The sequence below is a fragment of the Streptomyces sp. DS1-CR2 genome (assembly GCF_055760475.1).
The window spans coordinates 2,219,258-2,244,609 of sequence record NZ_CM147085.1; the positions used below are offsets into that span (position 1 = coordinate 2,219,258).

The 25,352-nt window shown below is 70.6% G+C and carries 18 protein-coding genes and 3 pseudogenes; 4 read left to right on the forward strand and 17 right to left on the reverse strand.

Annotated elements, in window-relative coordinates; all coding sequences use genetic code 11:
- Nucleotides 1-434: 434 nt before the first annotated feature.
- The gene (locus tag ACY0PA_RS11020) at nucleotides 435-1,076 is read right to left on the reverse strand and encodes a DUF6461 domain-containing protein (protein ID WP_473084463.1); all 642 of its coding nucleotides are present in this window, start codon (nucleotides 1,074-1,076) and stop codon (nucleotides 435-437) included.
- Nucleotides 1,077-1,390: 314 nt separating this feature from the next.
- Between ACY0PA_RS11020 and ACY0PA_RS11025 the strand changes: the two genes are divergently transcribed.
- A complete protein-coding gene (locus tag ACY0PA_RS11025) occupies nucleotides 1,391-2,641 on the forward strand; it encodes an MFS transporter (RefSeq protein ID WP_473084464.1) in 1,251 nt (416 codons plus the stop codon).
- A 35-nt stretch (nucleotides 2,642-2,676) separates the two neighbouring features.
- Here the strand turns inward: ACY0PA_RS11025 and ACY0PA_RS11030 are convergent.
- Nucleotides 2,677-2,916, reverse strand: a pseudogene (locus tag ACY0PA_RS11030) (IS5/IS1182 family transposase); the annotation flags it as partial.
- Between the two features lie 2 nt (nucleotides 2,917-2,918).
- On the opposite strand from ACY0PA_RS11030, the pseudogene ACY0PA_RS11035 reads away from it, so the two are divergent.
- Nucleotides 2,919-3,482 (forward strand): annotated as a pseudogene (locus tag ACY0PA_RS11035) (lytic polysaccharide monooxygenase); the annotation flags it as partial.
- 77 nt (nucleotides 3,483-3,559) lie between these two features.
- Here the strand turns inward: ACY0PA_RS11035 and ACY0PA_RS11040 are convergent.
- The 14 genes and pseudogenes from ACY0PA_RS11040 to ACY0PA_RS11105 all read right to left on the reverse strand — a co-directional run bounded on the left by ACY0PA_RS11040 (nucleotide 3,560) and on the right by ACY0PA_RS11105 (nucleotide 21,760).
- Nucleotides 3,560-4,465, reverse strand: coding sequence for an esterase/lipase family protein (locus ACY0PA_RS11040; RefSeq protein ID WP_473084465.1), 906 nt, complete (start codon nucleotides 4,463-4,465; stop codon nucleotides 3,560-3,562).
- Nucleotides 4,466-4,756: 291 nt separating this feature from the next.
- Nucleotides 4,757-5,731: a DNA polymerase Y family protein gene (locus tag ACY0PA_RS11045; RefSeq protein ID WP_473084466.1), complete on the reverse strand. Its 975-nt coding sequence runs from the start codon at nucleotides 5,729-5,731 to the stop codon at nucleotides 4,757-4,759.
- Nucleotides 5,728-9,276 (reverse strand): DNA polymerase III subunit alpha, encoded by a 3,549-nt coding sequence (locus ACY0PA_RS11050; protein ID WP_473084467.1) that lies wholly within the window; start codon nucleotides 9,274-9,276, stop codon nucleotides 5,728-5,730. Before ACY0PA_RS11050 ends, ACY0PA_RS11045 begins: the two co-directional genes overlap by 4 nt.
- A gap of 318 nt (nucleotides 9,277-9,594) precedes the next feature.
- Nucleotides 9,595-10,677, reverse strand: coding sequence for a S1 family peptidase (locus ACY0PA_RS11055; RefSeq protein WP_473084468.1), 1,083 nt, complete (start codon nucleotides 10,675-10,677; stop codon nucleotides 9,595-9,597).
- 237 nt (nucleotides 10,678-10,914) lie between these two features.
- The gene (locus ACY0PA_RS11060; RefSeq protein ID WP_473084469.1) at nucleotides 10,915-11,754 is read right to left on the reverse strand and encodes a slipin family protein; all 840 of its coding nucleotides are present in this window, start codon (nucleotides 11,752-11,754) and stop codon (nucleotides 10,915-10,917) included.
- A 183-nt stretch (nucleotides 11,755-11,937) separates the two neighbouring features.
- Nucleotides 11,938-12,843: a S1 family peptidase gene (locus tag ACY0PA_RS11065; RefSeq protein WP_473084470.1), complete on the reverse strand. Its 906-nt coding sequence runs from the start codon at nucleotides 12,841-12,843 to the stop codon at nucleotides 11,938-11,940.
- A gap of 256 nt (nucleotides 12,844-13,099) precedes the next feature.
- Nucleotides 13,100-13,909, reverse strand: a pseudogene (locus ACY0PA_RS11070) (DUF1684 domain-containing protein).
- Entirely contained in the window at nucleotides 13,906-15,264 is a 1,359-nt protein-coding gene (locus ACY0PA_RS11075) for an NtaA/DmoA family FMN-dependent monooxygenase (RefSeq protein ID WP_473084471.1), read from the reverse strand. Before ACY0PA_RS11075 ends, ACY0PA_RS11070 begins: the two are co-directional and overlap by 4 nt.
- Nucleotides 15,261-16,343 (reverse strand): LLM class flavin-dependent oxidoreductase, encoded by a 1,083-nt coding sequence (locus ACY0PA_RS11080; protein ID WP_473084472.1) that lies wholly within the window; start codon nucleotides 16,341-16,343, stop codon nucleotides 15,261-15,263. The genes ACY0PA_RS11075 and ACY0PA_RS11080 overlap by 4 nt, the downstream gene beginning before the upstream one ends.
- Nucleotides 16,344-16,390: 47 nt before the next feature.
- Nucleotides 16,391-17,362: an ABC transporter substrate-binding protein gene (locus tag ACY0PA_RS11085; protein WP_473084473.1), complete on the reverse strand. Its 972-nt coding sequence runs from the start codon at nucleotides 17,360-17,362 to the stop codon at nucleotides 16,391-16,393.
- A 60-nt stretch (nucleotides 17,363-17,422) separates the two neighbouring features.
- Nucleotides 17,423-18,202, reverse strand: a complete 780-nt coding sequence (locus tag ACY0PA_RS11090) for an amino acid ABC transporter ATP-binding protein (RefSeq protein WP_473084474.1) — start codon at nucleotides 18,200-18,202, stop codon at nucleotides 17,423-17,425.
- A complete protein-coding gene (locus ACY0PA_RS11095; protein WP_473084475.1) occupies nucleotides 18,199-19,095 on the reverse strand; it encodes an amino acid ABC transporter permease in 897 nt (298 codons plus the stop codon). The genes ACY0PA_RS11090 and ACY0PA_RS11095 overlap by 4 nt, the downstream gene beginning before the upstream one ends.
- Before the next feature lie 44 nt (nucleotides 19,096-19,139).
- Nucleotides 19,140-20,897 carry an FAD/NAD(P)-binding protein gene (locus ACY0PA_RS11100; protein WP_473084476.1) on the reverse strand — a complete coding sequence of 586 codons (1,758 nt, stop codon included), beginning with the start codon at nucleotides 20,895-20,897 and terminating at the stop codon, nucleotides 19,140-19,142.
- The gene (locus ACY0PA_RS11105) at nucleotides 20,894-21,760 is read right to left on the reverse strand and encodes an amino acid ABC transporter permease (protein ID WP_473084477.1); all 867 of its coding nucleotides are present in this window, start codon (nucleotides 21,758-21,760) and stop codon (nucleotides 20,894-20,896) included. Before ACY0PA_RS11105 ends, ACY0PA_RS11100 begins: the two co-directional genes overlap by 4 nt.
- 506 nt (nucleotides 21,761-22,266) lie before the next feature.
- Here ACY0PA_RS11105 and ACY0PA_RS11110 point away from each other — a divergent pair.
- A complete protein-coding gene (locus tag ACY0PA_RS11110) occupies nucleotides 22,267-23,214 on the forward strand; it encodes an ABC transporter substrate-binding protein (protein WP_473086289.1) in 948 nt (315 codons plus the stop codon).
- Between the two features lie 29 nt (nucleotides 23,215-23,243).
- Here the strand turns inward: ACY0PA_RS11110 and ACY0PA_RS11115 are convergent, their stop codons facing one another.
- Nucleotides 23,244-24,599, reverse strand: coding sequence for a DUF5685 family protein (locus ACY0PA_RS11115; protein ID WP_473084478.1), 1,356 nt, complete (start codon nucleotides 24,597-24,599; stop codon nucleotides 23,244-23,246).
- A 289-nt stretch (nucleotides 24,600-24,888) separates the two neighbouring features.
- On the opposite strand from ACY0PA_RS11115, the gene ACY0PA_RS11120 reads away from it, so the two are divergent.
- Entirely contained in the window at nucleotides 24,889-25,341 is a 453-nt protein-coding gene (locus ACY0PA_RS11120) for a cell division protein SepF (protein WP_399970429.1), read from the forward strand.
- Nucleotides 25,342-25,352 lie beyond the last annotated feature (11 nt).

Sequence of the window (25,352 nt, forward strand, 5' to 3'; positions counted from 1 at the left end):
CCCGATTAGCCCTCCCTTAAACGCACCGTAAAGACCCAAAAGCGCCTCGCTGACCTGCGATGCAGGTCAGCGAGGCGCCACGACTTACCCCTGACCATTGGGGAGCCAAATAGGGGGCCACGGTGCGAAAGGAGCCCTAGACGCCCCGGCTTGCGATCAGCCGCTGCACGCCCGCCGTGCATCGCTGTGGTTGGGGCATCGCCGGTAGTGACAGGGTGTGCGACGCCGCCCCCTGCCCGCCCCCGGCGCGGGCCGCGGGACCGCTGCGCTACAGACTGCCCCTCGGGGTGGATATCGACAACAAGCAACCACCGATGGCTAGTTCGCAGCTTGCCCCGCACCTCCGCTCCCTTGAACCTAAAGCCACAGCCCAGCAGGCAGGGGACGGGGACCAGCCCCCACCACGAGTCACTCACCGGTCCAAGAAGCGGGGTCTATTCGGCGAGCAGGACGGCCGGCAGCGGGGCCTCCAGCACCAGGCCCCGGGGAAGTGTCAGACCGAAGTGCCGCTCCAGCACCCCGAGGATGGTCCGGTGCACCTCGCGGTCCGCACGCTCCTCGTCTGGCAGGCCCTCTGCGCTCAGCAACTCCTTCACCTTCCCCGCGGCTTCGGGGTCTCCGACGACCTGGCCGTTACCCCAGGAGTCGTCCAGGTGCAGATTGAACGAGCACACCCTCCGGCCGTCCCGGTGGTAGCGGAAGGTCGGCGGCACCGGCTTGCCGTTCTCCTCCTCGTACTCCACCAAAAAGACCTCGGCCTCGCCCTCGGAGATCGCCGGATCGTCCCGGAATTCCCCGAACCAGCCCCCGTACGCCACCGCGAAGGTCCACTCTCCGCTCACCCCCAGCCGCAGCCCGATCCCGTCCCAGGCGTCCCCGTACTCCGAGTCCAAGGCCTCGACCAGCCCGTCTCCGGTGAGCTCCCCGACCGGCTCCACCGTCCGCTCCGACCACTGGGCCGAGGCTGCAATCCGCGCCGCCAGCTCCTCGACCCCGAGCCCTCGGGCCAACGTCACGCTGTAGCCGCCGAAGGCGATGCTCTGTGGCTCCGCGAGCCAGGCGATTCCGTCTGTCATACAGGTGATCCTGCCGCACCACACCGACACACCCCCGCCCCGGACTGCCGGACTGCTCCGACCCGGCCGCCTACCCGGCTCGACTAAGGAGACAGCCCTTAGGCCCATGCACTTCGTTGCGCCACCATCTTCATCTGATCAGCAAGGTGATCCGAAGGAATCGCCTCTAGGTGTCCCCTAGGTGGTGTCTTCAAATCTTGCGCATTCGCGGGCGTGCTGAGCTTCTCGAACATATTCCGTTGACCGAAGGCCCCCAGCGCACGAGAGTGTCTCCTCTGACCGGCGTCAACGGCATACGTGGGGGATGGTGAGCAGTGGCCGGCTCGGACATGGCCCGTGACCTGCACGTCAAGGAGAGCCCGTCAGATCCGCCGCTGTGGACAGCGGACTTCCGGCTGTTCTTCGCCGCCCGCACCACCTCTCTGCTGGGCGACGCGATGCTTCCCGTCGCCACCACGGCCGCCGTGATCCGGGCAGGTTACGGGGCGAGTGGCGTGGGCTATGCGCTCGCCGCGCTCATAGCGCCGTTCGCAGCACTGATCATCTTCGGCGGGGTGCTGTCCGACCGCTACGGCGCCCGACGGCTGATGATCGTCTCGGACACCGCCCGGCTGTGCTTCCAGGCGGTGCTGGCGCTGCTGTTCCTGCTGGGTACGCCGCAGCTGTGGCAGATCCTGGTGCTGCTGGCCCTGGTCGGGGCGGGCAGCGCGATTTTCCAGCCCGGAGTCGCCAGCATCACCCCGCGCATAGCCCAGGACGTGCAGAAGGCGAACGCCACCCTCCGCATATCGGAGTCCATCACTGCCGTGATCGGCCCGTCGCTGGCCGGCCTGCTGCTGGCGGTCGCCTCTCCTGCGGCGGTGATCGCCCTCGATGCCTTGTCCTTCGCGGTCAGCGGTGTCTGCCTGTTCCTCCTCCGCTCGATTCCGATGGGCCCATTCGGGCGGGACGGCGCGTCGTCGTTCCGGGCCGATCTCGTCGAGGGGTGGCGGGAGTTCCGGGCCAGGACCTGGCTGTGGAGCGTCATCGTCGTCTACATGTTCTGGCAGCTGGCCGGGGCCGGTCCCGCCATGACTCTCGGCTACAGTACGCTCGTCACGGACTACGGAGCGTCGACGTTCGGGCTGGTCATGTCGGCCCTCGGGGCGGGCAGCGTGCTGGGCGGAATCATCGCGATCAGGCTCCGCCCGCGGTATCCGCTCCGGGCCGGCGCCCTCTCCATGATCGTCTGGACGCTCATGCCGTTGGGGGTCGCTCTCGGTCTTCCCGCGCCGCTCATCGCCGGATGCTATGCGGTGAGCGGCGTGGGTATGGCGTTCTGGATCGTCATGTTCCACACCAGCGTGCAGACACATATACCGCAGGATGTGCTCGGCCGGGTGCACGCCTACGACGCGGCCGGCTCACTGGTGATGAAGCCGATCGGGCAGGCGGTGGCGGGGCCGCTCGCGGTCGTCGTGGGCACGGTGCCGCTGTTGGGGGTGTCCGCGGGGATGGCGCTCGTCACCTGCGCCCTGTTGTTGGCGATTCCTGCCGTGCGGGGCCTGCAGCGCGTGGAGCGCTGAGCCGCCCGATCCTCTCTAGTAGTTGTCCTCAAATGTCACGCCCACATCAGGAGCGAGGCGAGGGAGACAGCTGCCCGGTAGGACTCGACGGTCTTGTCGTAGCGGGTCGCGATGCCGCGCCCTTGCTTGAGCCGGTTGAAGCACCGCTCCACGACGTTCCGCTGCTTGTAGAGCTGCTTGTCGAAGGCCGGCGGTCGCCCACCCCGGCTGCCGCGGCGGACCCGGTTGCGGATCTGGTCGGCCCTCTCGGGGATGGTGTGGCTGATACCGCGGCGCCCCGGCGAAGCCGCTGAAGTGGTCGGACCTGGAGGCTCAGCCCTTCGTGAAGGTCACCGACCCGAAGATGGAGAACGGCGACTACGTCTTCGACGGTGATGTCCCGGCGCGGTCGGGCCGGCACCTCATCTACTCGATCTGGCAGCGCTCCGACTCCCCCGAGGCCTTCTACACCTGCTCCGACGTGGTGTTCGGCAAGGACGGCGGGGCCGGTGCGGCCGCTCCCGCCGCGTCCGCGCCCTCCGACCAGGAGATCGCGGACGGTGCCGGCAAGTCGTCCGTGGAGCACCACCACGGTGACGCCGGGGGCAGCGCCGAGCCGCAGGCCGAGGAGTCCGCGGCCCCCGCTGCCGACGCCGCCGATGACTCGACGGGCGGCAACGGGCCCGAGGCGAAGGGCGGTTCCGCGAAGCCCCTCGCCGACGAGAACCTCGCCGAGACGGGTGGCGACAGCGCCACCCCGTACCTCGCGATGGGCGGCGCCGCGGTTCTGGCGATCGGTGCCGCGACGTTGTTCGCGTCGGTGCGGCGCCGTTCCGTGGCGGGCGGGCGTCACAGCCGCTGACGCCGCACAGCCGGGCCGCCGTCTCCCTGCCCGCTCCTGGAGACGGCGGCCCTTTTGCGTTTCTGGCTGCGGTGCGCTCAACTCACCGCCGAGGCGCAGGTGGTGGCGGTGGCGTGGGCCGGGTCGAGGGCGTTCGCGACCTCGTGGAAGGCGACGCGGTCGATGGTGCCGATGGCGACGTGCTCGGACAGGTCGACGGAGCACAGGTCCTGGAGCTTGACGTTGTGGACGTCGGGGCCGCTCAGGAACTGGGTGCCGTACGGCGTGACGACCTCGTCGTACTTGGTCGCGATGACGGTGTAGTGGACGCCGGGGACGGTGTCCCCGCCCTGGTTGAGCTTGGTGATGAACGGGGAGCCCGCCATCTGGTCGGCGAGGCCGGGGGTGGCGAGGGTCAGCAGGTCACCGGCTCCGGGGAAGTACGGCAGGAGGTTCGTCAGGCCGTTCAGGGTGGTGCCGTGGTTGTCGGGCGCGATGCCGACGAGGGAGTTCACCCTCGCGGCGCCGCCGAGGAACTTGAGGTAGTAGCGGGGCATCATGCCGCCCTGCGAGTGGCCGACGAGGTCGGCCTTGGGGGCGCCGGTGGCGGCGAGCACCTTGTCGACGAAGGTGTCGAGCTGGCCCGCCGACTTGTCGATGGGGCCGAGGCCGTTGAACAGCGGGACGCCGGGCAGCTGTCCGTAGTCGAGCGAGAAGACACAGTAGCCGCGGTGCACCAGGTAGGGGGCGAGGACCAGCCAGTTGTCGACGGAGTTCCCGAAGGTGCCGTGGACGAGGACGACGGGGCGCGGGTGCGCGGCCGACGGCTTGCAGTCGTAGTTGTTCCAGCCTCCCCCAAGCTCTCGACTTCGCTCGAGCAGGGGGGACCCCCATCTGTCGGCGGTGTCGGCGTGGGCGGCGGCGGGGACCGCGCCGGCCGCGGCCGTGAGCAGCAGGGCCGCGGTCAGGGATCTGACCGCACGTTTCCAGGTCCGGGGCAGCATCGTGTGATCTCCTTGCGGCTCAAGGGAGTTGCGATGTGGGGTGCGTGCCCTGTGATCCGGATCACGAGGATGCTGCCAGCCAAATTACGCGCCAGTAGTAAAAGAGTGAAGTTACGCGTCAGTAAAAACTTGCAGTGGTAGCTGGACGCTCCCGGTGCTGACGCGGTGTCACCAGGCGGGCCTGATGGGTACGTCGGGTGCGACGGCGGTCAACTGGTCGAGCAGGGCGCGGGTCTGAGGCGGTTCTGGCGGACGGCACGCGCGTATCGCCGCCCTGGGCTCAGTAAGTAATCACGCCGCGAGCCGCCCGGGCACGATCGCCCCGGGTCCGAACCGCGCCCGGGCCCGGTCGGCCACCGCCTCCAGCGCCCGCGCCTTCTCGTCCGCGGGGTCGAAGGTCAGCTGGCAGGCGGAACCCTCGACCGGGCGGAGCCCCTCCGCCCGCAGAGCGAGCGCCCGCACCCTGGCCCGCTGCAGGCCGAGCGCCTCGTACATCCGGTACGCGGCCGTGGACAGCGCGGTCGTGTGCCCGGTGGGCTCGGGGAGCGTACGGCTGCGGGTCGTCGTGGACCGGTCGGCGTAGCGCACGGTGAGGGTCAGCGAGCGGCACACCTGCTTCCCGTCGCGGAGCCGGGCGCCCAGCTCGTCGGCGAGGGAGAGCAGGGCGCGGCGGTGCCGGTACGGGTCGAGTTCGTCGCGCGGGAAGGGGCGTTCGGCGGCGGTGGACCGCGTGGCGGCGTTGGGGGTGACCCGGGTGCGGTCGACGCCGCGCGCCTTCTCGTGCAGTTCACGGCCGATACGGGCGGTGGTGAGCCGTTGCAGGGTGCCCTGCGGGGCGGCGGCCACCCTGTCCAGGGTGTCGAGTCCGTACTCGCACAGGGTGCGGGCGGTGGCGGCGCCGACGCCGGGCAGCGCGGCGACCGGCTGCCCCGCGAGGAACTCCGCCACGGCGCCGGGGTCCCCCGGCACCACCCGGGTCACCCCGGGCGAGGCCGTCCGCGCGGCCATCCGCGCCAGCATCGGGCCGGGGCCCGCGCCGATCACGCACTCCACCCCGTACAGGGCGAGCGCCCGCACCCGGATCATCGCGGCGAGTTCGACGGCGTCCCGCCCGAAGTAGCGCACGGCGCCGCCCAGGTCCACGAGGGCGGCGTCGGGCGGCAGCGCCTCGACCGTCGGGCTGAACTCGCCCAGCAGGCCGATCAGTTGGGGCAGTGCCGCCTCGTACATTGGCGGCAGCAGGAACCGTACGTACAGAGTGGTCATCCTGCGCTCCCCGGGCTCTGGTGCCACAGTTTGCGCGGTGGGCCGGACTGGCCGTCGCCCGCCGGGCGCAGGTCCGCCCAGGGGTGCATCTCGTATCCCGTGGCCATGCGGATGCGACGGCCGTCGACCGGGTCGTCCTCGTCGGACGGCGGCTGTTCGGGCGGCTCCGCCAGGCGCAGCGCCACCGCGTCGAGGCCGCCCTGCCGGCGCACCTCCACCAGGTCCGCGAGGTTCCACGCGGCCGCGCCCACCACACTGAGGCTGCGCGGGCCGCGCCGCTGGACCGTGCCGCGGACCAGGAGCAGCCACGAGTGGAAGACGGTGTGCGCGCACGCGGCGTGCGCGTCGTCGAAGAAGGCCAGGTCGACCAGGCCCGTGCCGTCGTCCAGGGTCGTGAAGATGACGCGCTTGCCGGAGCGGATCGGCGGGGTCTGCGTGGCGACCTTGGCACCCGCGACCAGCACGACCTTGCCGTGCTCTGCCTCGCGCAGGCGGCGCGCCGTCAGCACCCCCAGCTCCTCCAGGAACTTCTCGTGGTCGCCCATGAGATGGCGGGAGACGTCCATCCCGAGTACCCCGAGTTCGGCGCTGAGCCGCTCGGCGTCGCCGAGGTCGGGCAGGCCGGCCGGCGCGGTCCCGTGGCCGCCGGACAGGGGAAGCTGGGCGCCGCGGGCACCTCGGGACCCGCGCGTCCCCCGGTGCAGTTCGGTCAAGTGGAGTTGCAGGTCACGCCGGTTGGCGCCGAACGCGTCGAGCCCGCCGACCTGGGCGAGCCGCTGCGCGAGCGGCCGGCTGGGCCTGGCCCGCTCCCAGAAGTCGAGCAGCGAGGAGTAGGGCTGCCCCTCCTCGATGCGGGCCGCCTCGGCCTCGCTGATGCCGTGCACGTCGGAGAGCGCGAGCCGCACGCCCCATTTCCCCTCTTTGCGACCGCCGCTTTCGTGACCGCCGCTTTCGCGACTGGCGCTCCCTTTATCAGACACCAGTTCGATACGGTGAGCGACCGCGGACTTGTTCACGTCCAGCGGAAGGACCGGCACCCCGCGCCGCCGCGCGTCCGCGAGAATCAGCCGCTTCGGGTACATCCCGGGGTCGTGCGTGAGCAACCCCGCGTAGAACGCGGCCGGGTGATGGGCCTTCAGCCACGCCGACTGGTAGGTCGGCACCGCGAAGGCGACGGCGTGTGCCTTGCAGAACCCGTACGACCCGAAGGCCTCGACGATCTCCCAGGTGCGGGCGACGGTCTCGGCGTCGTATCCGTGCGCCGCCGCCTGCTGTGCGAACCAGAACCGGATGCGCCCCTGCGAATCGGGGTCGGACAGCCCCCTCCTGACCCGGTCCGCCTCGTCGCGGCCGCACCCCGTCATGATGTTCACGATCTCGATGATCTGCTCGTGGAAGACGACGACCCCGTACGTCTCCTTCAGGGGTCCCTCCAGGTCGCGGTGCGGATAGCGGACCGGCGCGCGCCCGTGCCGCGCCTCGATGAACGGCCGCACCATGTCGGCGGCGACGGGTCCCGGGCGGAACAGCGAGATGTCCACCACGAGGTCGTGGAAGGTGGCCGGCTGGAGCCGTCCCACCAGGTCCCGCTGGCCCGGCGACTCGATCTGGAAGCAGCCCAGCGTCTCGGTGGACTTGATGAGCCGGTACGTCTCCGGGTCATCGGGCGCCACCGCGTCCAGGTCCACCGTGGAGCCGGTCGCCCGCTCGGTCTCGGCGACCGCGTGCGCCATCGCCGACTGCATCCGCACCCCGAGGACGTCGAGCTTGAGCAGGCCGAGGTCCTCGACGTCCTCCTTGTCGAACTGCGACATGGGAATGGGGGCACCTCCCATGCCTTTAAGGCTATGGGGGACCTCGCCGCTGGTCGGCATGACGGGCGTACGGGCGAGCAGCGAGGCGTCCGAGAGCAGCACCCCGCACGGGTGCATGGCGATACCGCGCGGCAGCGCGTCGAGCGCCTCGACCAGCTCCCACATGCGTCCGTACCTGTCCCCGCCCTGCCGGGACTCCCCTGCCAGTTCCCGCAGTTCGGGCAGTTCCTCCAGCGCGGCCCGCGCGTCGCGGGCACGGATGTGCGGGAAGGACTTGGCGATCCGGTCGATGTCGGCCGGGTCCATGGACAGGGCCGCGCCCACATCGCGTACGGCATGGCGGACGCGGTACGTCTCCGGCATCGAGACGGTCGCGACGCGCTCGGCGCCGAACCGGCCGATGATCGCCCGGTACACCTCCAGGCGCCGGGCCGACTCCACGTCGATGTCGATGTCGGGCAGGACGGAGCGGCGCTTGGACAGGAACCGCTCCATGAGGAGGCCGTGTTCGACCGGGTCCGCGTGCGCGATCCCGAGCAGATGGTTGACCAGGGACCCGGCACCGGAGCCGCGCGCGGCGACCCGGATGCCCATGTCCCGTACGTCGTCGACGACTTGGGACACCGTCAGGAAGTAGGTGGCGAAGTCGTGGTACGCGATGATGTCCAGCTCGCGGTGCATCCGCTCCCAGTACTCCCGCTTCCGGTCGTACCCGAGGCGCAGCATCCCCGCCGCCGCCCGCGACGTGAGGACCCTCTGGGCGGTGCGGCGGCCGGCGCCGACGAGCCGTGGTTCGGGGAAGTGCACGGAGCCGATGCCGAGGTCGTCCTCGGGGTCGACGCGGCATTCGGCCGCCGCGGCGTCGGTCTGTTCGAGCAGCCGGTACGCGGCGTCGCGGCGGAAGCCCGCGGCCTCCACCACCCGTTCGGCCGTCATCAGCATGGCCCCGGCGTCCTTCAGCCAGCGCTCGCCGCTGTCGAGTTCCTTGCGGGGGTCGACCGGGACGAGGCGGCGCGCGGCGTCGAGGACATCGGCGACCGGGCCGAGGCCCGGGTCGGCGTACCGGACGTCGTTGCTGAGGACGGGGCGGATGCCCTGCTCGGCGGCGAAGCCGACGGTGCGGGCGGCCAGGCGCAGGGATCCGGGGCCCGTGCCCTCGCGTCCGTGGTGGACGGCTTCGAGGCGCAGGGCGTCGCCGTAGATCTCCCGCCAGGGGACGAGGAGGCGCGCGGCCCGGTCGGGGCGGCCCGCGGCGAGCGCGCGGCCGACGTCGGACGCGGGTCCGAGCAGTACGGTCAGGCCGTCGCCGTGGTTGTCCTCCCAGGTCAGCCGGGTCTCGCCGGTGGCGTGGGCGGCGGTGACCAGGCGGCACAGGGAGGCCCAGCCGATGGCTCCGTCGCGGGCGAGGAAGGTCACGCGCGGGGCCGACTCGTCGATGAAGGCACCACCGCGCACGGGCTGCCTGCGACGCTCGGCCGGGGTGCGGCCCGGCGCGGGGGATCCGGCCGGCGGGGGTCCGCTCACCGCGAGGTCCGTCCCGAACAGCGGCCGCACCCCTGCCTTGACGCAGGCCTTGGCGAACCTGACCGAGCCCGAGAGGGTGTCCCGGTCGGTGAGGGCGAGCGCGTCCATGCCCCGTTCGGAGGCGCGCTCGGCCAGCCGCTCCGGGTGCGAGGCCCCGTACCGAAGGGAGAACCCGGAAACGGTGTGCAAATGCGTGAACCCTGGCACACGCACCTCCTGCACACCTCGAACCGACCTGCTCTCGCCTCCCCACCACCACCATAGACCAAGTATCGAACGCATGTGCGACATCCGAGTGAGGTCACTGCCCCGGGCACCCGTTCAGCCCACCCCACCTGCACAAACACCGTGCCCCCCGGACCGTGGGAGCATGATCCAGACAGCCGACACCCCGCCCGGGCCCCGAAGCACCCGAAGCGCCCGGAACGCCCGAACCGCTCAGAACACGAGGGGCCGACCCGTCGATGACGGGCCGGCCCCCTGCGTCTAGCTGTCCAGCCTTCCGGCTGTCTCGCTGTCGTTACCTCAGCCGATCTCGGCGCCGAACGTGGACAGCGCCTCCGTCACCGGCTGGAAGAAGGTCTCCCCGCCGGAGCTGCAGTCGCCGCTGCCGCCCGAGGTGAGGCCGATCGCGGTGTCGCCCGAGAAGAGCGAGCCGCCGCTGTCGCCGGGCTCGGCGCAGACGTCGGTCTGGATGAGCCCGTTGACGATGTCGCCGTTGCCGTAGTTCACGGTGGCGTCCAGGCCGGTGACGCTGCCGTCGTGGACCTGGGTCGTGGAGCCGCTGCGGGTCACCTTCATGCCGACGGTCGCGTCGCCCGCCTTGGTGATCTGCTGGCTGGAGCCGTTGTAGAGGTCGACCTCGCTCGGGTGCGCGACGTCGGCGGTGTACTTGACCAGGCCGAAGTCGTTGTCCGGGAAGCTGGACTGCTCGTTCGTGCCGATCTCCTTGCCGCTCGAGTCCGACCAGGTCGAGATCGCCTCGGTGCAGTGGCCGGCCGTGATGAAGTACGGCTGGCCGCCCTTGACCACGTTGAAGCCGAGGGAGCACCGGCCGCCGCCGCCGGAGATGGCGTCGCCGCCCGCGATGAGGGGCTTGAACTCCCCCTTGGTGCGACGGAGTTCGGCCTTGGAGCCGAGACCGTCGACGACCTTGCTCAGCTTGCTCCACGCGGTCGTGCCGACCGTGCGGTCGGCGGTCACGACGACCTTGTTGGTGGCCGGGTCGACCGCCCACGAGGTGCCGGGGATCGTCGCGTCCTGCTTCAGGGTGGTACGGGCGCCCTTCAGTTCGGCCAGGGAGTTCTCGACGACTCTGGCCTTGGCTCCGGCCGCCTGCACGACGTCCGCCGCGTCCTTGTTCAGGACGTTCACGACGAGCTGCTCGGCCTTCGCGTCGTAGTACGTGCCCGCCGAGTCCGCGCCGAGGTCCTTGGTCAGGGACGAGGCGAGATTTCCGGCCTTCGCGATCGACAGGGTCTGCGGGGCCACATCAGGGGTGTCCGTGCTCGCGTTCGCAGTCTGGAAGGTGACTCCCGCGGCGACCAGAGCGGCGATGCCCGCTCCTACCGCGGCGGCACGCCGCTTGGGTATGCGTCGGTGCTTCAACTCTCGTCCTCCTGTGGGGGGTCGGAACCGACCGCTGTGGGGTGAGCCGGTCCCGTAGGTTGACGCGCCCACTATCCCGACGGCCACAGGGGACACACAAGGTCGACTTCAGGACGCGCGTGCGACTGACGCTATGACCTCACCCGGCCGCGTGCACCCCCGTCATAGGCCAGTCGCACCACGTCGGTTCCCGCTGCAAACACTCCGCGCAGAGGGGTGGTCCGCAATGGGTGAGGTCTAGTCCTGTCCGGATTCCGATGCCACGGGGCCGGGAATCGGCGGCTGTTCGACGCCCGGCTGCCGCACCGCTTCCCCCGGGGTCGCTCGCTCCAGAAAGCGCAGGAGCTCCACCGGGAAGGGCAGTACGAGGGTCGAGTTCTTCTCGGCGGCGACGGCCACCACGGTCTGCAGGAGTCTCAGTTGGAGCGCCGCGGGCTGTTCGGACATCTCCGAGGCCGCCTCGGCGAGCTTCCTGGAGGCCTGGAGTTCGGCGTCCGCGTTGATGATCCGGGCGCGCCGCTCGCGCTCCGCCTCGGCCTGCCGCGACATCGAGCGTTTCATGGTCTCGGGCAGCGACACGTCCTTGATCTCGACCCGGTCGATCTGCACGCCCCAGCCGATGGCCGGACTGTCGATCATCAACTCGAGGCCCTGGTTGAGCTTTTCGCGGTTCGAGAGAAGGTCGTCGAGGTCGCTCTTGCCGATGATGGACCGCAGCGATGTCTGCGCCATCTGGGAGACGGCGAACCGGTAGTCCTCCACCTGTACGACGGCCTCGGACGCGTCGACCACCTTGAAGTAGATGACGGCGTCGACCCGCACTGTGACGTTGTCCCGCGTGATGCCGTCCTGCGCGGGCACCGGCATCGTGACGATCTGCATGTTGACCTTGTGGAGCCGGTCCACGAACGGCACGATCATCGTGAACCCCGGGCCGCGCACATCCGGTCGCAGCCGCCCCAGGCGGAAGACCACGCCCCGCTCGTACTGTCTGACGACGCGCCCCGCCGCAGCCGTCACGCAGATCACCGCGGCGGACGCGGCAGCGGCTCCCGCCACCACCAGCTCCTCGACCATGGAGGCCTCCAGGGGTCGGACCCAGGCACTCAGGACGTTTTTCGACGGTTTCTCCTTCGAAGGTAACTCCGCAACGCGCACAAGGGCGAGCCCCCGCACGGCAGTTGCCGTACGGGGGCTCCCTGCTGCTGGCTGCAGGTCAGACTGTCCGAAGGCCGGTGACCGCCGGCCGGGGGACACGGATCAGTAGACGCTCACTCCGTACGCACTCAGCGCCTCGGTGACCGGCTGGAAGAAGGTCGTACCGCCGGAGGTGCAGTTGCCGCTGCCGCCGGAGGTCAGGCCGTACGCGGTGGAGCCGCCGTAGAGCGGGCCGCCGGAGTCACCGGGCTCGGCGCAGACCGTGGTCTGGATGAGGCCGGAGACGATGTCGCCGCCGCCGTAGTTCACGGTGGCGTTGAGCGCGGTGACGCGGCCGCTGTGGATGCCGGTGGTCGAGCCGCGCCGGGTGACCGTGGTCCCCACGGACGGCGTGGCCGCACCGGTGATGTCCTGGCTGCCGACCGTTCCGGGCGGGGTCCCCGTGGTGCTGTACCTGACGATGCCGTAGTCATTGCCCGGGAAGCTGGATCCCGCGGTCGAACCGAGGGTCGTCGAGTGGGACGAGTTCGACCACCAGGTGCCGGCGCCGTCGGTGCAGTGGCCCGCGGTCAGGAAGTAGTAGGTGCTGCCCGAACGGACGTTGAAGCCGAGCGAGCAGCGCCAGCTACTCGCATAGATGGCGTCGCCGCCGGAGACCAGCTTCTTGAACGTGCCGGGGGTGCGCTCGATCTTCAGGGCGCCCGCGTTGCTGCCGGCCGCCTTCTGGATCCTGGCGATCTCGGCCTGGGAGACCGTGCTGTCGGCGGTGACGACGACCTGGTTGGTCTTCTGGTCGACCGCCCAGGCGGTGCCGGGTACATCGGACTTCAGGACGGACGTGCCGGCCTGGGTGAGCTGGGTCGCGCTGAAGGTGTGCGCGACGGGCGCGTCCGACGCGCTGGCCGTGGGGACGGCGAGTGCGCCGATGGCGACGAGTCCGGTGGCCACGGAGATCATCCGGGCGCGTCTCGCTATGCCACTGCGGGGGGTGGTGCGCTTGATCCTCACTGGTCGTTCCTCCCGAGGGAAGTCGGGGGCCCCGCGTGGGGTCGGGGGCCCGTGAGGCGCAGTCAGCGACCCCGTTCGGATTCCGGATTCCGGAATGTTCCGAAGATGCGGTGCCCCTGACAAGCGCTGCTTCGGGAGTATTCGGCGTTTCAACTGACCGGCACAAGGGCGCCTTTCGGCCGTCTGTCCGGTACACGGCCACATGCCCCGACGGCTTCTGCGGTTGGTCGCAGGCCGCCGGGGCTCGGCTCCCCTGTCAGACGGAGTGGCGGCCGACGAGGTTCCGTTCGCCGGCCTCGATCTTGACCGGCAGGGTGTTGCCGGGCGGCGGGAAGGGGCAGACGAACTGGTCGGCGAAGGCGCAGGGCGGCAGCACCGCGCGGTTGAAGTCGACGCTCGTACGGCCTTCGGCGTCGGGCGCGGCGGGCCGCAGGAAGCGGAACCGGAAGGTCCCGTCGCCGCTGGAGGCGTCGGCGAACACGGCCCACAGCGAGCCGTCCGCCTGCACCGCGACCTGCAGGGACAGGTCCTGCCCGTCGAGGGAGAAGGCCAGTTCACCGCCGAGGCCGAGGCCGCGCACCTTGCCGTCGGCGTTCTCGACGCGGACCGTGCGGCTCTCCTCGTACGGCGTGAAGCGGCCCTCGACCGTCCAGCGGGGGTCGTGGACGGTGACCTCGATGCCTCCGAAGTCGCGTCGCGGCCCCGACTGCGGGTCGAAGTCGCGTACGGCCCACAGGCCTTCGCGCACGATCGCGACGAGGCGGCGCTCGCCGAGGCCGATCCGCGCGTCGGCCGTGAGCCGCACCTCGCCGGTCAGCGGCTGTCCGTCGCGGGTGAGGCCGTCCTCGGGGGCGGCGGTCAGGACGACGTGGCCGCCGTCGGCCCGCCACTTCCCTGGAATGGCCGGAAGTTTGCCTTCCGGATAGTCGTCCAGCATGGGGGTCCCCCCTGCTCCTTAAGAGCTTGGGGGAGTGCCGGTGAGGGCGAGCGGTCCGTAGGGCTCGGAGACGGATGCGGTCCGCTGCTCGTGCCACTGCTGCCAGGCGTCGGCTGCGTCGTCGGTCATGCGGTCACGCCTTCCTCGCGTGCGGGGCGTACGGGTTCTTTCAGCCCCAGATGGGAGCGCAGCGTCGTACCGGTGTATTCCGTGCGGTAGGCCCCGCGTTCCTGGAGCAGGGGCACCACCTGGTCGACGAACTCGTCCAGGCCGCCCGGAGTGAGGTGCGGTACGAGGATGAAGCCGTCGGCCGCGTCACTCTGCACGAACTCGTCGAGCTCGGCGGCGACGGCCTGCGGGGTGCCGATGAACGACTGGCGCGTGGTGGTCTCGATGACGGTCTGCCGGATGGACAGACCCTTGGCGCGCGACAGGGCGCGCCACTGCTCGGCGATGGCACGGGGGTCGCCGCGCTTGGTACGGCCCTGGGAGAGCCCGGAGTCGACGACCGGATCGATGTCCGGCAGCGGCCCGTCGGGGTCGTACGCGGAGAGGTCGACGCCCCAGATCTGCTCCAGGGTGAGGAGCGCGTTCTGCGGGGACACCTGCTGGCGCCGGATCCCGGCGGCCCGCTCCTGCGCCTCGGCGGCGGTGTCGCCGAGGACCACGGTGACACCCGGCATGATCTTCAGGTCCTCGGCGGTCCGCCCGTACGTCGCGAGCCGGCTCTTCACATCGGCGTAGAAGGCGCGGCCCGCCTCCAGCGTGCCGTGCCGCGTGAAGATCACGTCCGCCGCCGACGCCGCGAACTCACGCCCCTCGGGCGAGTCCCCGGCCTGGATGACGACGGGGTGCCCCTGCGGGGAGCGCGGCAGGGTGAACTCACCCTCGATGTCGAAGTGTTGGCCGGTGTGCGTGAAGGGGCGGGGCCGGCCTTCGGGTGTCCAGGAGTCCCACAGCTCGCGGGCCGTGGCGACGAACTCGGCGGCGCGCGTGTACCGGTCCGCCCGGTCGAGGTAGCCGCCGCGGCGGAAGTTCTCGCCGGTGAAGGCGTCGGAGGAGGTGACGACGTTCCAGGCGGCGCGGCCCCCGCTGAGGTGGTCGAGCGTGGCGAACCTGCGGGCGGTCTCGTAGGGCTCGTTGAACGTCGCGTTGACGGTCGCGGCGAGACCGAGGCGCTCGGTGACGGCCGCGAGGGCGTTCAGGACGGTGACGGACTCCGGCCGCCCGACGACGTCGAGGTCGTGGACGCGCCCCTTGTGCTCGCGCAGTCGCAGCCCCTCCGCGAGGAAGAAGAAGTCGAACAGGCCACGCTCGGCGGTGCGGGCGAGGTGCTCGAACGACGCGAAGTCGATCTGTGAGCGGGAGCGCGGATCGGTCCAGACGGTGGTGTTGTTGACCCCCGGGAAGTGGGCGGCCAGATGGATGTGTTTGCTGAGCGGCCTCCGGCCGCGGGGCCTGTGTTGCACGGCAGTTGAGGTCATGACGGGCCCCCCGCGAGCGCTGCGTACTGGTTGGCGGGCCGGGCGAGCCCCAGGTGCTCCCTGAAGGTGCTGCCCGGATAGAACGTGCGGAACAGGCCGCGGTGCTGGAGCAACGGCACCGTGCCGTTGACGAGCCGCTCCAGGTCACGGCGCGGCTCGACGGGTGTGAGGTGGAAGCCGTCCACGGCTCCGGCGCGGTGCCAGGCGGTGACGAGGTCGGCGAGGTCGACCGGGCCGCCCCGGTAGAGCGGGCCGAGGTCGCTCGGCAGCGGCCCTCCCCCGCCGTGGCCGGGCACGGCCGCGTGCTCCCCGCCGCCGAGGTCGATGCGCAGCGCGGCCAGGACGCGCAGCCCGTCAGGATCGCGGCCGTACTCGGCGGCGCGGCGGCGCAGCCCGGCGCGGACGGCGGCGGCCCGCGCCGGACCCGTCGCGTTCACCAGGGCGACGTCGGCGTGGCGGGCGGCGACGTCGTACGCGTGCTGCTCCGCGGTGTCGACGACCGTGACGGGGTGGCCCTGCGGCGGACGCGGCACGATGGACGGGCCGCGCACGGAGAAAGTGCTGCCCCGGAAGTCGACGTAGTGCAGCTTCTCCCGGTCGATGAAACGTCCGGTCGCCACGTCGCGGATCTCCGCGCCGTCCTCCCAGCTGTCCCACAACCGCGTTGCCACGTCGGCGACTTCACCGGCCTCGCGCCACAGCTCCGCGGCGGGCGCGGCAGCCCTGCGGCCGAAAAGGCGGGCCTCCTCCCCGGTGGCGGACACCTCGGGCCGCCAGCCGGCGCGGCCCCGGCTCACCCAGTCGAGGGTGGCGACGGCGGCCTGCACATGGAAGGGCTCGGTGTGTGTGGTGGTGACGGTGGGGACGAGGCCGATGCGGGCGGTGGCCGGGGCGACCCGGGACAGCACGGCGAGCGCGTCGGGCCCGGGCCGGCCGAAGGAGTCCCCGAGGGTGACGAAGTCCAGGGCGCCGCGTTCCGCGAGGCGCGTGAGCGTGACGTACGGGTCGGCGTCGTAGATGTCGGGCTGGTCGACGGCCGCCGCGAGATGCAGCAGGCCGCGCCCGGTTGACGTAGTCATGAGCAGGTCCTTGGACGAGGAAGGGGAATACGGGGGTTGCGGGCGGCCTACGGCTTGGGCAGGCCGGGCGGGTTGATCTCCGACTTCTCGACCGCCTCGGTCGACAGGCCCCAGCGCTTCAGGACGCGCCTGTACGACCCGTCCGCGATGACGTGGTCGAGGGCGGCGGCGTACGCGTCGACGAGTCCGCTGTCCTTCTTCGTCGTGGCGGCGATCTTGCCCTGGATCCGGTCGCCTGCGCCCGAGAGCGTGCCGATGATCTGCGACTGGCCCGCGGACTGCACGTGGTAGGCGGCGCTGGGGCTCGGGCCGAGGTAGGCGTCGATGCGCCCCGACTGGAGGGCCAGGTAGTAGTCGGTGTCCTTCTGGAAGTACTTGATGGTGACCGGCTTCAGGCCCGCCTTCTCGTCCTTCTTGCTCCAGTCGACGAGGATCTTCTCCTGGTTGGTGCCGGAGGCGACGGCGATGGTCTTCCCGGCCACGTCCTTGGGTTCCTTGACCCGCCAGCTCGTGCCCTTCTTCGCCTCGAACGCGATGTTGTCGAGCCGGTAGGTCGCGAAGTCGTACTTCTCCTTGCGTTCCTCCGTGACGGTGACGTTCGAGAAGACGGCGTCGAACTTGCCGCTGTCGAGGCCGACGAAGAGGTTCTCCCAGGACACCGGGGAGAACTCGATCTTCAGGCCGAGCGTGTCGGCGACGAGGGTCGCGAGGTCGATCTCGGAGCCGATGCGGGTCTTGTCGTCGGTGGCGTAGAAGCCGAGTGGCGGCGAGGCGTCGGCGCTGCCGCCGAGCCTGAGCGTGCCGCGCTCACGGACCGCGGCCGGCAGCTTGGCGGCGATCGCGTCGACCTTCTTGGCGCGGATGCGGTGCTGGTCGGGCCCGATGTTGATGCCGCCCGCCTTCTCGGAGCCGCCCTTGCCGGTGCCGGTCGCGGCATCGCTGTCACCTCCGCAGGCGGTGAGCAGGGGCGCGGCCACGAGTGCGGCGACGGACAGGGCGAGGGTGCGGCGAGACAGCATGGGTGAACTCCTGTTGATAAAAGGCGAGTTGAAAGGAAGTGCGGAAACAGGGAGTGAGGGTCACAGGACCTTGGAGAGGAACGCCCTCGTGCGGTCGTGCCGCGGTGCGTCCAGTACGTCGCCGGGGGCGCCCTGTTCGACGATGCGGCCCTCGTCCATGAAGACGACGGTGTCGGCGACCTCGCGGGCGAAGCCGATCTCGTGCGTGACGACGATCATCGTGGTGCCCTGGAGCGCCAAGTCCTTGATGACGTCGAGGACTTCACCGACGAGTTCCGGGTCGAGCGCTGACGTCGGCTCGTCGAAGAGCAGCAGCTTCGGTTCGAGGGCCAGCGCGCGGGCGATGGCGACGCGCTGCTGCTGCCCGCCGGAGAGCTGCTTCGGGTAGGCGCCGGCCTTGTCGGCGAGCCCGACCCGGTCGAGCAGCCTGCGCGCGTGGTCGAGGGCCTCCTTGCGGGGGCGCTTGAGGGCGGAGACGGGGGCCTCGGCGATGTTCTCCAGGACCGTGAGGTGCGGGAACAGGTTGAAGTTCTGGAAGACGAAGCCGATCTGGGTGCGCTGCTTGAGCACCTCACGCTCGCGCAGCTCGTACAGCTTGTCGCCGGAACGGCGGTAGCCGACAAGGGAGCCGTCGACGCTGATCCAGCCGCTGTCGACCTTCTCCAGGTGGTTGATGGTGCGCAGGAGCGTGGACTTGCCCGAGCCCGACGGGCCCAGGACGACGGTGACCTCGCCGGTCCGCACCTCCAGATCGATGCCGCGCAGCACCTCCAGTGTGCCGAAGCTCTTGTGGACGGCCTTGATGTCGACCATGGTCCGGTCGGCGCCCGCGTCGCTCATCGGGTGGTTCCCTTCGAGAAGTGTCGTTCTACGTAGTGCTGGAGGACGGAGAGCGCGCTGGTCAGGAGCACGTACCAGACGGTGGCGACCATCAGGAGCGGCACCACGCGCCCGTTGCGGCCGTAGATGACCTGGACCTGGTAGAAGAGCTCACCGATCGCCATGACGGAGACGATCGAGGTGCCCTTGAAGAGGGAGATCACCTCGTTGGCCGCGTTGGGCAGGATCGAGCGCATGGCCTGCGGCAGGACGATGCGGCGGATCTGCCGCAGCCGGGGGATGCCGAGCGCGGCCGCGGCCTCCAACTGGCCGCCGTCGACGGCCAGTACGCCACCGCGCACGATCTCGGCGGCGTACGCGGCCTGGTGCAGCGCGAGCCCGAGGACGGCCGCGCTCATCGCGCCGACCAGGCCCATCGTGTCGAAGGAGAGGAAGCCGGGCCCGAAGGGGATCCCGAACTGCAACTCCTTGTACAGATAGGCCAGGTTGAACCAGAAGAGCAGTTGCACGATCAGCGGGATCGAGCGGAACGCCCAGATGTAGCCGAAGGCGACGGCCTGGAGGAACCGGCTGGCCGACAGGCGCATGAAGGCCAGGACGATGCCGAGCGCGAACCCGAGGGCCGTTCCGTAGAACGTCAGCTGAAGGGTGGTCCACACCGCCTTGAGGATCACGTCGGCGGTGAAGTAGTCGGCGAACACCCCCCATTCCCAGCCGGTGTTGGTGATGAATCCGTGCGCGAACTGGGCGAGCAGCACGGCGGTCGCGACGATGGCGGCCCAGCGCCAGGGGTGGCGGACGGGCACCACCTTCAGCGCGCCGTAGTCGACGGCGCCGCCGGGGGTCGTGGCTGATGTCGTTTTGTCGATGGGTGGATCACTGGTCAGGGACATGGGGGTTCCTCAGGAGGACGGAAAGGTACGGGGTGGGGCCGGGTTCAGGCTGCGGCGCGACAGGAGAGGTCGCGCAGGAACGCCAGGACCGCGCGTGCGGTGGCGTCGTTCTGCCGGAACGAGGGGCTGTTCGTACGCGGCCGGGTGAACGCTCCGGCGCCGCGCGCGTTCGTGTGCGGGCCGAGCGCGAAGCGGCGCGGGTGCGCCGTGCCGTCGCGGTGCAGGACGCGCCCGTCCTCGGGGTCGACCGCGAGGAGCCCGGCCGGGGTCGCCCGCGCCCCGTCCTCGTACAGCTCGCGCAGGAGCTGGTCGCGGGTGCGGGCGAGGGTGGGGTGCGGCAGGCGGGCCTCGACGAGGGCGCGGGCCTCGACGACGGAGCCGGGGACGGTGGCACTCGTCGCGCGGAAGGCGCCGTCCTGCGCGGTGACCTGCATGTCCGCGCCGATGAATTTCACGACGCCTGCCCGGGAGAGCGCGAGCAGCTGCCGAAGTCGCGGCCCCGGCGGCCCGGAGGCGAGATAGCTGAAGAAGCCGTGCCACCAGGACCCGATGTCGCCCAGCCGCACGACCTGCCCGTACACGGACAGCAGACCGAGGAACACGGCGAGGTCGGGGCTGTGCGCGGGGTCGTGGCGGCGTTCGAGGTCGGCGGTGATGTAGCCGCGCAGCCCGTCCTGGAGTTCCTCGTACGAGGTGTGGCGTACGCCGTCCAGCGGGTGGTCGAGGGCCGTGAGGTCGAGGCGGTCCGCCGGGTCGGGCACGGCGGAGGCCACGAGGGCCTGGAGTTCGGCGCTCAGCGGTTCGGCTGCCGCGTACTTCTCCTCGAAGTCGGCCCAGGCGACGCGGGTGCGCTCGGGGTGGGCGGTGAACAGGCGGTGGTAGTGGGCGAAGCCCAGCTCCTTGTCGACGAGGGGCCACACGTCGCGCCGGAAGTCGTAGCCGTCGGGGCGGGCGAGGAGTTCGTCGATCTCGGCGGGGCCGAGGAAGCGGGGCAGCGGCGGGCGCTCGCCGGTCCAGTCGTAGCCGATCTTGGAGTGGTACGGGATGCCGCGCCGGGAGCCGACGTGCAGGACGGGCTCACGCCCCGAGGGGATGTACGTGTCCCCTTCGTACCGTCCGCCGCGGCCCTCGGTCAGGAGCACCATCAGGTCGACGAATGCCAGGCCGAAGCCGCGGACGAGGACATCCTCGCCGGGAGCGAGCGCGGACAGATCGCTGTCCGCGGTGAAGTCGGGCGGCAGATGGACGAGCCCGTGTTCGCGAGCGTACTCACTCAACTCCCGCTGCTCTTCGTCGAGTTCGGCGTCCAAGTGGCCCTGGGCGAGGACGACCGTGTCGGCGAGGAGGGGGCGGGCGCGCTCGTCGAGCCACACCTGCTGGCGGCCCTCGCGGGGGCCGCTGACACGCAGGGCGCGGCGCGGGTGGTGGTGGACGGTGACACCCGGCGGGAGCGCGGCCACCGACCGCTCGTACACCCAGTGGAGATAGGCGCCCTGGAGCTGCCGGCCGGCGAAGGCGCGGCCGTCGAGGTCCGCCCACTCGTGCAGGGCGGGCCCGGGGAGTACCGGACCGTCGAGCTCGACCGTGTCGTCGGTGAACATCGTGACGTCCTGGGACTGCGAGTTCATCCAGAGCAGCGGGGACTGCGCCTGCCGCCAGACCCGTCCGCCGCCCGGCGGGAACGGGTCGACGAGATGGATGTCGAGTTCAAGGCCCGCGTAGTCGGGTGCGTTCGCGGCGATCCGCTCCAGGATGCCGGTCCCCCGCGGACCGGCTCCCACGATCACCAGCGAGGGCCTCATCGGGTGCGCTCCGAACCGCGCGCATAGTGCCGCTCGACGTAGAACTGGCCGGCGCTGAGGAGCGAGGTGACCACGACGTACCAGATGGTGGCGACCAGGAGCATCGGGATGACCTGGTAGGTGCGGTGGTAGACGAGCTGCACCGAGTAGAGCAGGTCCTGGACGGCGATGACGCTGACGATGGAGGTGCCCTTGAGGGTGCCGATCAGCATGTTCCCGGCCGGCGGCACGATGGAGCGCATGGCCTGCGGCAGGACGATCCGCCGCCAGCGCCGCAGCCGGCTCAGCCCGAGCGCCTGCGCGGCCTCGATCTGCCCGCGGTCGACGGAGAGGATGCCGCCGCGCACGACCTCGGCGGCGTACGCGGCCTCGTGCAGCGTGAGCCCGATGATGGCGACGGTGACGGGCCCGAACAGGTCGACGGTCCTGATGCCGAGGATGTGCGGGTACAGCGCGCCGATGTTGAACCAGAACAGCAGCTGCACCAGGATCGGCATCGACCTGAACAGCCAGACGTAGCCCCAACTGACCGCGCGCAGCACGGGGTTGGCGGACAGGCGCATGACGGCGAGCAGGGTGCCGAGGGCGAAGCCGAGCGCCATGACGAGGGCGGTCAGCCAGAGGGTGAGTCCGAGTCCGCGCAGGACGGACGCCGATGTGAAGTAGTCGGCGACGACGTCCCACTGGAAGGCGTCGTTGCGGATCACCGAGCCCGCGGCGAGCGCGAGGAGTACGAGGACGACGGCGGCGGTGAGCCACTGGCCGGTGCGGGGCCGGCGGACGATGCGGGGCTGCGCCTCACCGGCGTCGGCGGGCGGTCCGGCCGCGGGAGGCGCGGTCTTTGCGAGTGTGTTCGAGGACATGCGAAGGCTCCGTGGGCACTGGAATCCAGCACGGTGTTGCCTTCACACGGAACATGCGGACCGAGCCCCTCAGCAGCGGTCCCTCACCGAGAGTACGGGGCTCGCTCCGCTCGCTGTCAAGGCTGTCCAGAGTGTGAGCTGTGCGTCTCAAGTGAGTTGACGCGGAAACGTATGCCTGTTCCACTTGGCCCATGCATCCGCAGCAGTGGCTGGTCACGCGCTCCCACATCGACTTCGGTCGAGTGTGGTCGGCGTCCTGTTGATGCCCTTCTGACGCCCGCTGCGCGTCTGTTTCTCTCTTCTCCACGCTTCCTGACGCTCGCCGCGTTCTGAGCGTTTCTGCGTTTTCTGCGTTTTCTGCGTTTCCCGGTGCGCCCAAGTGCGCGCACTCGTCCGCGCCTTCACACACCCACGCGTCCTCGCGTACCCCTCCCCTCTTTCTCTCATCACCCCTGCGTGCTTGTTGTCTTCGAAGGGCAGAACTCCACGCCATGCGTACGATTTTGATGACCCGTCAGCGCATTCCGGCCGCATTCGCGCTGATCACCGCGGCCACCCTGGCGTTGGCCGGCTGCGGCTCCGGCGACCCCGGAGCCTCCGCCGGCGGCGCCGCACCCGCGGGCAAGAGCGACAAGATCCCCACCACCGACGTGGTGAAGGCCGTCAGGAAGGACGCGGCCGCGGCGAAACTGCTGCCCGCCGGCGTTCGAGCGAGCGGCAAGCTGACCGTCGGCGCCTCCATCGGCGGCACCCCGCCCGGCGCCTTCTACCTGGAGGACGGCCGGACCGCCGCCGGCCAGGACATCGACTTCGCCGACGCCGTCGCCAAGGTCCTCGGGCTGAAGCTGAAGCGGGAGGCCGCCGGTTTCGAGGCGATCCTTCCCGCGCTCGGCAGCGGCAAGTACGACCTGGGCACAGGCAACTTCGGCGTCACGGACGAGCGGCGCAGGACGATCGACTTCGTCACGTACATCAATGACGGCCAGGGCTTCGCCGTGCGCGAGGACAGCGAGCTGAAGAAGGTCACGGACCTCAGGCAGCTGTGCGGCCTGAACGTGGCGACCGGCGCGGGCACCACCTTCGAGGCGACCCTGGAGGAGAACAAGCACCTCTGCACGGACGCCGGGAAGAAGGCGTACAGCGTGAAGACGTACGCGGACCAGAGCGCGATCTGGTCGTCCCTCCAGCAGGGCAGGTCCGACGTGGTGATGAGCACCATCAACGGGCTGCGGTACGCCGTCGCCCACCAGCAGGGGCTGAGGTTCCTCAACGAGTACCACCGCCTCGACGTCGGCTTCGCCTTCAAGAAGGGCACGAAGCTGGCGCCTGCGTTCCGGGCGGCGGTGAACAGGCTGATCGCCGACGGGACGTACGACAAGATCCTGAAGAAGTGGGGCACGAGCGAGTCCGCGATCGAGAAGTCACAGATCTCACCGCCCGAGATCAAGGACTGACGCCGGGCCCCGGACCCGGAACCGAGGCCTCAACAGTCGCAGCAGGAACAGCACTCACAGCATTCGCAGATGGAGCACGCCTCGCAGCAGCTGCAGTCGGTCGAGCAGCAGTCGCTGCACCAGCCGTCGCGCTTCTTCCGGGACCAGGGCCCCTCGAACTCGTCGGCACAGCACACCTTGCAGGTGCAGCAGAGCCCGATCGCCGCGGCGCACCCGGCGAGAAACCCGCGCTTGCCGGGCTTCGGCGGCTGAAAGGACGGCCCCCCACCGAAGCCGCCGGGCCCGCCCGGACCACCGGGACCGCCCTGCCCGCCGCCGTACGGATTCTGCGAGCCGTACGGCCCGGAGGACCCGGGTGGCACATACGGGCCCGATCCGGTGGGCACCCAGGGGCCGGGCGCACCCGGGCCCTGCTGCGGGCTGGACGCCGTCGGTGCGTGCGCGCCGTGTGAGGGGCCGGCTCCGTGAGAGGGATCGGTGCCGTGAGAGGGATCGGTGCTGTGGGACGCGTCGGCGCCGTGCGCGCAGCCCGACGTGCCGAAGGCGCGGTCGACCGAGCGGCGCAGTTCGTGGACGAGCAGCAGATGCGCGAGCGTGCCGTCGACGAATTCGGCCTCGCGCAGGGCGAGACGGATGCCGCGCAGTGCGTCGTCGGCGAGGCGGCGCGCCTCGGCGAGGTCCGTGCCCGTCGCCGTGAGCGGGTTCCAGGAATCCGACGCGGCGTCAGCTTCCTTGTCTTCCACGGCGTCCAGGAGGTGTGCGAGCCGCCCGAAGAGCCGGCCCGCCTCGGCGAGCGGCGCCGCGTTGCCGGGGCGTCCCGCGAGGACGGCGGTGTGCGCGAAGGCGGCGGCGGTCGCCGTCTCGGTCGGCTCGGTGACCGTGAGCACCGGGGTTCCGAGGCCGGCGAGCGACTCGATCCCGATCTGGCGCTCCACGGCGTCGACCAGGACGGCCGTATCGAACCCCACGTCAGAACCCGTACGGGACCCGGCCTTTCCCCACTTCGTGGCCACCCGGCGGGCCGCCGCGGCCACCGGCCTGCGGGCCAGGAGGCCGTCGCCGTCGGCGACGTGGTCGCGGACCTTCGCCGAGGCGAGGACCAGTGAGACGGCGGCGGCGAGCCGGGCGCCCTCGCCCTGCGCGACGGAGGCGGTGCGCATCCCGCGCAGTGGACAGGGCCCCGCCGTGCGCCGTCCCCCGGCGGCATGTTCGGCCTGAGCCTCCGTCAGAACCGAGATCAGCAAACCGTCGTAGTTCGTGACAACCCTCGCGAACTGCCCGTGGTCACCACGAAGCGCCAGGCAGAGTCCGCACAGATGAGCCATCCATTGCGCTGTGAGCCCCTCGCCGAGACGATGACTGCAGGGCCTGACTATTCCGAACAAGACGACTCCCCCGAGGGTCCTGAAGACGTAAGCTGCGGCATCGTATCGAGGTGCCGTTCACCCGTACGCACCGGTCGTCACCCGTACGCCGCGAAGAATCATATTTCACTCACTGTCAGCAGCCGTACGGGATACGACCCTTGGGATTCATGGGACAGCGCCGTGTTGACTCTGCACCAGTAGCGTCACGAAACCCCCGCGCGCCGACTATCCACTTGGCGCACCATCCGCATCATGGACGACCATAGGGATGCGAAACGCAGAGGAACCGCTGTGAGAGGAGGCGTCCATGGGATCGGTGCGCAAGGCGAGTGCCTGGCTTGGCCTCGTCGACGACAACGATGACGAGCGTTACTACGACGGCTACGACGACGACAGGGTCGAGGGGTCCGAGCCCCAGACCGGCGCCGCCTGGGTCACGGACCCGCGGGTGAAGGTGGCGGCCGACACCGCCGAGGAGCAGGGCCGCCGGATCGGCACGGTCACCCCGGACGGATTCCGGGACGCCCGTGGCATCGGCGAGATGTTCCGGGAGGGTGTCCCGGTCATCATCAACCTCACGGCCATGGAGCCCGGGGACGCCAAGCGCGTCGTCGACTTCGCGGCCGGGCTCACGTTCGGGCTGCGGGGTTCCATCGAGCGGGTGGCGAACCGGGTGTTCCTGCTGAGCCCTGCCGACACGCAGGTGGTCAACGGCGAGGCGGAGAGCCGTCCGACGGACGGCTTCTTCAACCAGAGCTGAGCGTCACGGGT